This is a genomic window from Microcoleus sp. F10-B2, assembly GCF_036704965.1.
Taxonomy (GTDB): domain Bacteria; phylum Cyanobacteriota; class Cyanobacteriia; order Cyanobacteriales; family Microcoleaceae; genus Microcoleus.
In genome coordinates this window covers 25,957-35,391 of the sequence record NZ_JAUBTB010000075.1, presented here as the reverse complement: position 1 = coordinate 35,391, position 9,435 = coordinate 25,957, and the positions used below count along the sequence as shown (strand labels likewise).

General features: G+C 46.8%; 6 protein-coding genes. 1 reads left to right on the top strand and 5 read right to left on the bottom strand.

Going from position 1 to position 9,435, the window contains the following annotated elements:
* Positions 1–418: 418 nt before the first annotated feature.
* The 5 genes from QUA99_RS24355 to QUA99_RS24335 all read right to left on the bottom strand — a co-directional run bounded on the left by QUA99_RS24355 (position 419) and on the right by QUA99_RS24335 (position 7,795).
* Positions 419–2,695, bottom strand: a complete 2,277-nt coding sequence (locus QUA99_RS24355) for an AAA family ATPase (RefSeq protein WP_333241557.1) — start codon at positions 2,693–2,695, stop codon at positions 419–421.
* 184 nt (positions 2,696–2,879) lie between these two features.
* Positions 2,880–4,472 carry a polysaccharide biosynthesis/export family protein gene (locus tag QUA99_RS24350; RefSeq protein ID WP_333241555.1) on the bottom strand — a complete coding sequence of 531 codons (1,593 nt, stop codon included), beginning with the start codon at positions 4,470–4,472 and terminating at the stop codon, positions 2,880–2,882.
* Between the two features lie 428 nt (positions 4,473–4,900).
* The gene (locus QUA99_RS24345) at positions 4,901–5,602 is read right to left on the bottom strand and encodes a cyanoexosortase B system-associated protein (RefSeq protein WP_333241553.1); all 702 of its coding nucleotides are present in this window, start codon (positions 5,600–5,602) and stop codon (positions 4,901–4,903) included.
* A gap of 8 nt (positions 5,603–5,610) precedes the next feature.
* The gene (crtB, locus tag QUA99_RS24340; RefSeq protein WP_333241551.1) at positions 5,611–6,486 is read right to left on the bottom strand and encodes a cyanoexosortase B; all 876 of its coding nucleotides are present in this window, start codon (positions 6,484–6,486) and stop codon (positions 5,611–5,613) included.
* A gap of 148 nt (positions 6,487–6,634) precedes the next feature.
* Positions 6,635–7,795: a DegT/DnrJ/EryC1/StrS family aminotransferase gene (locus QUA99_RS24335; protein ID WP_333241549.1), complete on the bottom strand. Its 1,161-nt coding sequence runs from the start codon at positions 7,793–7,795 to the stop codon at positions 6,635–6,637.
* A gap of 195 nt (positions 7,796–7,990) precedes the next feature.
* On the opposite strand from QUA99_RS24335, the gene QUA99_RS24330 reads away from it, so the two are divergent.
* Positions 7,991–9,028 (top strand): NADP(H)-dependent aldo-keto reductase, encoded by a 1,038-nt coding sequence (locus QUA99_RS24330; protein WP_333241547.1) that lies wholly within the window; start codon positions 7,991–7,993, stop codon positions 9,026–9,028.
* The last annotated feature ends 407 nt before the right edge of the window (positions 9,029–9,435 follow it).

The window sequence follows — 9,435 nt, the reverse complement described above, 5'->3', positions numbered from 1 at the left end:
ATGCAATCATTTGAGGTTTTGGCAATTCTGAATTTCTTTGAAATGAAATCTGCTTGAATATCTGCGGAATGTGGGTTTTACAAATATGAGATGCTCCCAATCTAAAATCTAAAATCTAAAATCTAAAATCTAAAATCTAAAATCTAAAATCGACTGACTGTTGACTGTTGAACTAGGGCAAAAACCGATACTTGCTTGAAGACCGGAGTTGCTCCGGGCGCAAAATTTTAGACCGAAGTTCAACCTCCCAGATTCATATGTGGAGTAGATTCTTCAATCTAAAATCTAAAATCTAAAATCTAAAATCGACTGACTGTTAGCGGTGGTTTCGGCTTAAGCTGCTGATGGCGCATCCTACAATATATTCAAATATTCACATTTCCTTGAGGATTGCTTTACCAGAATCAAGCCACGTAAATTAGCTAAATTTACTATTAATAACTTTGTTTTTGGGCTTTGAGTGCTGCGGTAACTGCCTCGATCGCACTTCGATCGCCCGATCGCCGATCGCACTTAAAGGCAACTCGAATTCATCCATATCGTTGCGGAACTTCACCGCAATATCAGCACCGTTAATAATCGCTCCCAACAGCCGCGGCCCGGATTTAGGCGACTCCTCGTCGTCCGATTCCAGCAACTGATCTGCAGCCTCAGACAACATACTAGACAGAGTGTAACCAGGCCGCGCCACCAAAATCATACCGTCCGTGTACGGTTCCAGGGTCAGGGCGTCGTTGCACTCGCTCAAGGCCGGAGAATCGACAACCACAAAATCAAAGCGGTTGCGAACATCGTCGAACAATCTCCGCATTTCGCTCGATTCGAGTACCGCAGAGGCCTGCCGCAAAAAGCCCGGACTCGGTACCACATATAGGTTTTCTACCTCGGGAACCAAAAAGACGCACTCGCTAATATTGCCGTAATAGTGCAAAGGTTCTACCGCCGCCAGAGGGTCGGCAGCGATTTTCAAAGATTCAACGTTAGAAGCCGATCGCAAATCTGCTTCAATTAACAAAGTCCGCTTACCCGATCGAGCCGACGCAATTGCCAAATTGTAAGCGCTAAAACTTTTCCCCTCCAAACCGGCCGCCGAAGTCAGCAGCACCACATTGACCGGTTTGTCCCCGATCCGGCGCAAATTAGTGCGCAACCGCTCGTAAAATTCCAAATAGGGAGAATTTGCCTCCAGGGCCAGAGGCATTTCATCGGCGTAGGCATCAAACACCGTCACTTCAGGCAAAACTGCCAGTATCGGCACCTCTTTTTCCACCAAAGCCGCCCGCACTTCTTCCCAACTGTAAAACTTGCCGTTGAGCATCCCCAACAAAAATATCAACCCGCCGCCCAGCAGCAATCCCACAAATCCCCCCACCGCCAGCATCACCGGCAAACCTCTCTTGTTTGACTCAACGTCATCAGTTTGCGGCCATTGGGCGATTCTCAAACTCCCCGTTGTCTCAGCTACCGCAGCCTCAGCATCTACTAAAGCCGACTGCATCTTGTCGTAGAGAGCTTTTTTGAACGCCACTTGCTGGGCTAACCGCGCTTGTTCTAACTGCTTGTTGGGGATTGTGGCGTGTTCCCGACGCAATAGCTGTTCAGTTTTCTCGATTCCTTGGAGTTGCTGCTGCACCGCATCCCGCTGCGTTTGCAAAGCAATCAAACTTTGAGCTAACTGCTGCCTGGCCGGGTCTAAAGAAGAGTCTACCCGAATTCGATCGGCACTTCTGAGCGGAGCCGCCACCCCGTTACCGCCGAGTACCTCAGACTGTCGCTGCTGCAACTGCTGCTCAAAAACTTGTTTTTGTTTGACCAATTCTACAATTTTTGGGTGTTCCTCCTGCAAGTCGGTGCGGAGAATTTTGAGCTGAGATTCGATCGAAAACAATTGCACTCGCAGTTGCGCAATAATTGGATCGGCAGAGAGTGCTTGAGCGACGTAAGCTTGCTCCACATTCAATCCCAAGCGTTCCTGCAAACTGTTAATTTGAGCTTCAATTCCTCCCAACTGCACTCGCAGTTGCCGTTGCTGCTGTTGGCTGCTGGTAATCGCTTGCGGCAGGGCACCGCTCTGAGCTGCTAAAATCGAGACTCCTTCTCGTTTTTCGTAGGCTTCAAGTTTTGCTTCCGTCTCTCTAAGTTCCTGAGTCACTTTCGGCAAACGCTGGTTAATTTGGGCGATAGTTACTCGCAGTCTAGAAGTATTAATAGTTTTGCTGCGAACCACCATTTCGTTCATCAGCGTCTTTACTACCGCTTCTGCTTGTTTACGATCGGCATTTTTGTACAATATTTGAATCAAAGCGCTGGGGTCATTATTCTTACTGGGCATCTTTAGTTGCACATCTTTTGCCAGCTTTTTAGCCAAAGCTTGTACTTTTTTTTCTGCTTCTTCTTTGTTTAATTTTTCTTCGGGTTTGATGAGTTTTTCTGCTGCTGGTTCAACCACCCTTGTATCAAGCAGCATATCTTTAGTTATTTCTTGTCCTTCCTGTTGAATTTTAGTAGTAGTCGATGAAAAAATCACGTTCGGTCTGTCGTAAGCCAGCGTACCTATTGCAACGTAAACAGGCGCCGCCTTTGGCTGCAGGGCCACTACTCCCGACACGCCCACAGTCACCGCGAGAGTAGCCAGTCCCACCCACTTGTATTGGTCGAAAGCAATTAAATAACGTTTGACAACTGATAAAGTCATGACGATTTTAGATTTTAGATTTTAGATTTTAGATTTTAGATTGCTAATTGTTAACGATAACTAATGATTGCTGACAAATGATACCCATTTCCCAAGAAGCTGCAACTGTAGGTAAGTGGTAAACGCATATCGCATAAGTCATTCCCCATCGAAAATCGAAAAGTGAAATTTGAAAATGGTATGACTACCTATCATTACGTGACGGGCCGAACAAATCTGTTACCCCATTTCTCAACTGTTCAAAGAACAGAATAAATCCCAAAGTATCCCGGAATGGTCGAGTAAAAGTATTGATTACATAACCAATACGCTCTACCAAATTCCTACCAATCACAATCACATCATTATCTTCGAGCATCGGGTTCTGAGAAACATTGCCCTCCAACGCAGCTTTAGCATCTATCGAACGGTTGATTGCTCTACCTTGCTTTTGGTCGAACCGAATCAGGGCTATTTTCCGCAAGTCAGCTAGATTAACAGGCAAGTTGTTGAGAGCATCCAAAAACCTGCTGCCATTTTCTACGTAGAACGAGGTCAAACCACCACTAGCGTAACTCAAAACTCGAACGTAGATCCTGGGTTTAATCAGAGTAGACCGCGAAACAAGAGCTTTGTCGTAGTCTAGGTTTTTGGTACTAGCGTCCAATTCCGGGATGACAATCACATCTCCCGAGGCTAAAGGAAAATCGAACAAATCGTTAGCGTTTGCTAGGGGAGTGTAGAGGTCGATGGGTTCCTCCACCGACGAGCCGTCCATCAGCGTCCGCCGCACTCGCACCGCCCGCAAATCGGCTTTTCCCGTGACTCCACCTGCAATTACCAAAGCAGCCGAAATTCGACCAGAACCCGCCGGAAGGGTGTAAAAACCGGGTTTGCTGACTTCTCCGGTGACAGTGATTTGGACGGGGACAGCGGCAGCAGCGAGGCTGTACCTGGATGCTAAATCTTGATCCGATTTGCGATCGGGCGTAACCTGTTTATACGGTACGACGATCGCATCTCCATCTTCCAAACGCAAATCCGGCGGAGCAATACCGGTTTGCAGCGGTGTCAAAATATCAACAATTTGCTCCGCGACACCACCCTCAGGCAAAGTCCGCCGTACCCGCACTGCGCGCAGTTCCGCCGTAGGAGTAGTCCCAGCAGCAGCAGCCAGAGCCGCCGGAAGTTGGGGGGTTTGCAGCGGATAAAAACCCGGTCTGGCGACTTCCCCCGTCACCGTCACCACTACGGGGCGCTGAACCAGCAAAGCAGCCGAGACTTGAGGATTTTTGATAAATTGGCCAAAGCGCTCCCGGAGGCGCTGCTGGGCTTGTTCCACGGTAAGACCGCGCACATTTACTGTTCCGATTAGCGGCAGTACAATTACTCCTTCAGGGCTGATTGCACCCGTAAAACCTAGCTCTGGGAAGCGCTGAACTTGAACAGAAATTTGGTCTGCCGGGCCCAGGCGGTAGGGCCGATTCCGAAAAGCGGGGTTAATTTCCCGGTTGAAGTTGGCAGGCGGCGGTGGCGGTAGGCGCAGTGGCGGTGGCGGCACGAACTGTTCGGAACTAGGAACAACAGATTGGGCTAAAGCCGTTTCCGGAAAAACTTTGCCGTTAAAGCCCCAGAATACAACAGCAAAAGATATAGTCCAAGCCGTTGAATACAGGCCTGCCAAGGAAAAAGCGACGCGATTTTTAATTGTGAATTTTTCCGGCATTTTGAGATGATTAAAAAGAGTATCATTTTGAATAATTCGCTGATTTTGAAGTTCGATGTCCGCAAGTCTCAACTGAAAATCTCTATTCTATATACCAAATTATAGCATTTGATCCTTGAGTTGTTACAATAGAGAATGACTCATGAAAGAATGGTTTGGATATTGCCTGTAATTGCAGATTTTTTTTCAACAGGTATTAACTGGCTCGGTTGAATTTTCCCCCTTGATTTTTCTGGCAGGCGCGGGCGGGCTTTGTTAGTAGCCCTGGAGGCACGGGCGGTCATAAACCGGGTTTTTTTTGCGAAAATACTGCATCCAGACATTGAAAAATGGTCACAACCCGGTTTCTTTGGTATTGATGCTTCCAGGACTATAGAAAATAGTATAAGACGGCTTTTAATCGCCCAGGATAGGGGTTTTAATCGTCGCATTGGGTATGATAACTTCCCTATAATATTCAAATATACCCGCATAAAATTGCAGTCAAAACTATACTATACTCAGAAAGTTTCTGCTATTAATTTAGCCTGGACAATTTCGCCGAGAGATTCGAGCAAGGGTTGAGCTATCTTAATGCCGCCCTGCGGTTGAATGGGAAGGATGATACTGACAGCAACCCAAGAGGCGCGGCGGTTCGACAGTCTAGCAATGCTGTCTTCCCAAAACCAGCGGCTGGTTGTTGGAGAACCCCCGTTAGGCCAAGCGTACCACTGCATGACAGCAAAAGTTTGTTGGGGAGTCCAGCTTCGGAAAAACCGGGCCTCGACATTAGGCGGCGGCTTGTCGGGTATTGGCGCTAATTTAACTGTAAACCTCAAAATGCGATGAGAATCTGTTTGCCACCGGTGAAATCCATCGATATCGAGCCATTCTACCTGCGGCTGGTTTTTGGGGTCATTTTGAGGCAACAGCAATAAAAGGGCAATTGTTCGATCGTTTTTAATTTCTTCAACTAACCATCTGTGACCGCCAATTTGGACGTTATTCTGGACGCGGATCACCTCCCAGCCGGGAAGTGTCATCCCGTTTTGGCGCAAACTTTTCAATTGCTTGAGGTTGGCAACGGTTGGCGGGTTTGTCCAAGGCCACCTTCCTGTCGCGTAGCCCGGAATTGCTACTGTCCCAACCAGTACCAGCAAAAACACCAGTACCAAAATTTTAGATAATTGGTACCGTCGCAGTAGTTTGCGTGCTGAAATCATTTGTTTCACTAATTTACAGACTGGCTTGGGAAATACTTTTCCATCCCGTTGAGGATAAGTACCAATAAGCCTAGTATACAAGCAGAATACAAGTCTCCGCCCCATCCGGCGTGCAGCCAAGTAAAAAGCGTCTCTCTCTCAGTTCCGTGAAAGTAAGTTAGCAAAGTGTTGCGGAAAATGTTGGAAGTGATGCTAATAATGGATGTACTTGCTAAAAACAAAAGGCTTCTTTTTTGGTCGTGCCAAACTCCTGTCCAATCCAGCAGAATTAAGCTGACGTAAAGACTGGTAAACAGCATTTTCAAGCCTGCACAGTGGGGAGCAACTTCTACAATGCGATCGTTTACGTACAGATAAATTTGTTCCACTCTCACGTTGAGACCAACCTTAATTAATATCAAGCCTGATGTTTCAGCAATGAAGTGCTGCAACGGCAATGCGTAGGGTTCTATGAGGTAAGGAATGTGGTTTGGCGAGGCCAGAAATACGAATAAAAGCGGCATCGCGTGCAATTTCAGGCCGGCAATTCCTTTTAAAGATAAGCAAATGCTGGCCAGCATTACGGGGAGGGATAAATTTACTAAATCGCTCAAGCGACTCAGATAAAAAAGCGTGGCTAGTACCAGCAAAAATCCTCCCAAAGGATGCGGTGAGTTGGGCAAGCTGCGCCAGGACTTTCGGTTCATCCAAGCAATATAAGCAGCGTAAGGCAAACCAATTAGTCCGTGGCTGAAATATTCGTGTTCGATGCTGATGTTTTTGTTGAACCAACCGTCGTACCAGTGTACTAGCAGGGGGGCGTACAGCAGGACTAGGAGTACCGTGATACCTTCCCCCAAAAGGTATCGCTTGACAACAATGCGAATTTTGCGCTGGATGTGCATGGTGTGAGAAGTTTTAAGATTGCTGCGCTGGATTCGCAACGCTTTGGGGTTTTAAACTGTCAGTTAAAGATTTGTTAATTCCCACAAAAACGCTTGGAGAACCGCACCCTACTGCTTGAACCACCTGCAGCATAAGTTTTACGAACAATTAGCAATTCAATGATAGTACGATCGCCCGAACAACTTGCTCGATCTGAGTATTGCTCAATCCGGGATACATTGGCAATGATAAAATTTGTCGGCACAGGGTTTCTGCGTGGGGGAAGTCGCCCCGATTGCCTAAGTTTTGGTAGGCGGGTTGCAGGTGACAAGGTACGGGATAGTGTATGCCTGTTTGAATGCCGTGTTGGGCGAGTTTTTCCTGAAGGGTGTTGCGGTCGATCCTCTTCGAGGGCTTCGCTAACGAGCTTTCCTCAGTAATTTTGATAACATAGAGGTGATAAATGTGACCGCTGCTGCTGTGGTTGGCGATCGGTACAATGCCTTTGTGTTTCAATGGTGCTAGTAGAGTATTGTAGTGTTGGGCGGCGTCGGTGCGATCGCGATTCCATTTTTCTAAGTAAGGCAATTTAATATTGAGTACGGCGGCTTGCAAATTGTCGAGGCGGCTGTTGGTGCCAATTTCTGTGTGTAAATATTTGGTGGGTGCTCCGTAATTGCGGAGAGTTCGCATTTTTTCTGCGAGCTCTGCATCGTTAGTAATTAACATCCCGCCGTCGCCAAAAGCACCGAGGTTTTTGCTGGGATAAAAACTGAACGCTGCTGCTTTACCAATGGAACCCGCGCGGTATCCTTCTCTTTCGGCTAAGTGCGCTTGGGCGGCATCTTCAAATACGATTAAATCGTGGCGGTTCGCAAAATCTAAAAGCTGCCGGGGCGATACCATTTGACCGTAGAGGTGTACGGGAATAATTGCTTTAGTTTTCGAGGTAACTGCTGTTTCGGCTGCTGTAAGGTCAATCAGGGCGGTTTCCGGGTCGCAATCTACAAGAATAGGTATAGCTTTGGCTTCGAGGACGGCGATCGCGGTGGCGATAAAAGTGTTAGCGGGTATGATAATTTCGTCGCCCGGATTAATGCCGCAAGCTTGCAGTCCCAGAGCTATCGCATCAGTTCCGCAAGCCACTCCTACGCCGTATTTTACTCCTGAAGCTGCGGCAAATGCTGTTTCAAATTCTGCGAGTGCATGGCCTAAAATAAAATCTCCTTGCTCGATAATTTTTCCAATTGTTTCTGCTATTTGGGATTGGATTGGCTGGTGTTGCAGGAACAGATTTACAAACGGAACTTTTAGCGGGCTGTTACTCATACATCAGAGGAATACGAATTATTTATATTAACATTTAAGTGCAGATATTTTTTATTTTTTTTACCGCAGAGGGCGCAGAGAGCGCAGAGGAAAAGAGGAAGAGAGGAGAAAGCCGATCGCACTTTTCTGGAGCTGTCAATTAAATCAAGGTTTTTCTGTAATATAGAATCAGATAATTTTCCAGCAATCAAACTCATGGAATACAAAAAACTCGGCGACAGCGACTTATCTGTATCTGAAATCTGTTTGGGTACGATGACTTACGGTCAGCCAAACACCGTTGCAGAAGCGGCCCAACAGCTCGATTTTGCGATCGATAGAGGCATCAACTTTATCGATACGGCAGAAATGTATCCCGTCCCTGGAAAGGCGGAAACTCAGGGAAAAACAGAGGAATATATCGGGGAATGGTTGGCGAAACAGCAGCGGGATAAAGTCATTATAGCGACTAAAGTAGCGGGCAGAAGCACTCGCTTAAAGTGGATTCGGGAAGGGAAAAATCAGATCGATCGCCCAAATGTCGAAAAAGCCCTGAATGACAGCCTGAAGCGCTTGCAAACTGACTACATTGACCTCTATCAGATCCACTGGCCCGATCGCTACGTGCCGCTATTTGGCGCGCCGGATTACGACATCGCCCAAGAGCACGAAACAGTCCCGATTTTGGAACAGTTAGAGGTATTTGCTGATTTAATTAAAGCTGGGAAAATCCGCTACTTGGGTTTGAGTAACGAGACGCCTTGGGGAGTTTGCGAGTTCTGCACTTTGGCTGAAAAACACGGTTTGCCGAAAGTTGTTTCGATTCAGAATGCTTTCAGTTTGAGCAATCGGACATTTCACCTAAATTTAGCAGAAACTTGCCGCTTTAAGAATGTGGGATTGATGGCTTACAGTCCTTTGGGGTTTGGGCTGTTAACGGGTAAATACTTGAATGGAATTCCCGAAAATTCTAGGTTGGCTTTATTTGCGGGATTTGGTCAGCGTTACGATAAAACTAATGTGAATGATGCGGTGAAAGCCTATGTTGAGATTGCGGGGAAACATGGGATAAGTGCGGCGCAGATGGCTTTGGCGTATGTGCGATCGCGCTGGTTTGTAACTAGCACAATTATCGGTGCAACAAGTCTCGAACAGTTGGAGGAAAATATCGGTAGTTTGGAGGTGAATTTGGATAAGGATATCGTAGCGGAAATCGATGCGGTGCACGCTAAGTATCCGAATCCGACACCGTAAGATATCTCGGCGGTTGCAACCGCTTCTACACACACAAAGTCCGCCTGCGCGGACTAAGAGATAAAGGGAGGATTTAAGCAACCGCAAACGATATGAAGGCGTGAGCCGGAGTGCCATCGGCCACGGGCTTTAGTCTACAGTTAAGGGGGAAAGTCAAGATTATTTCAAATTCCCCTGAGATGATCTTGACTTATCTCAGAGCGGTATGTTAGAAAAGATTAAATAGATCTCACTCAACACTTTAGACCAGATTCATCAAGTGCATCGCTGCTTTGAGGACTTGAAAAGTTAAGTGGCTGTATTAGCATAGCCTGCAGTTGGGAATCCTGCTAATTTTCTGATAAAAGTTAGCTAAATTGCAGTTGCAAGTTGTATAATCGCTGTGATTTCTCAAGATAACTCAAAGA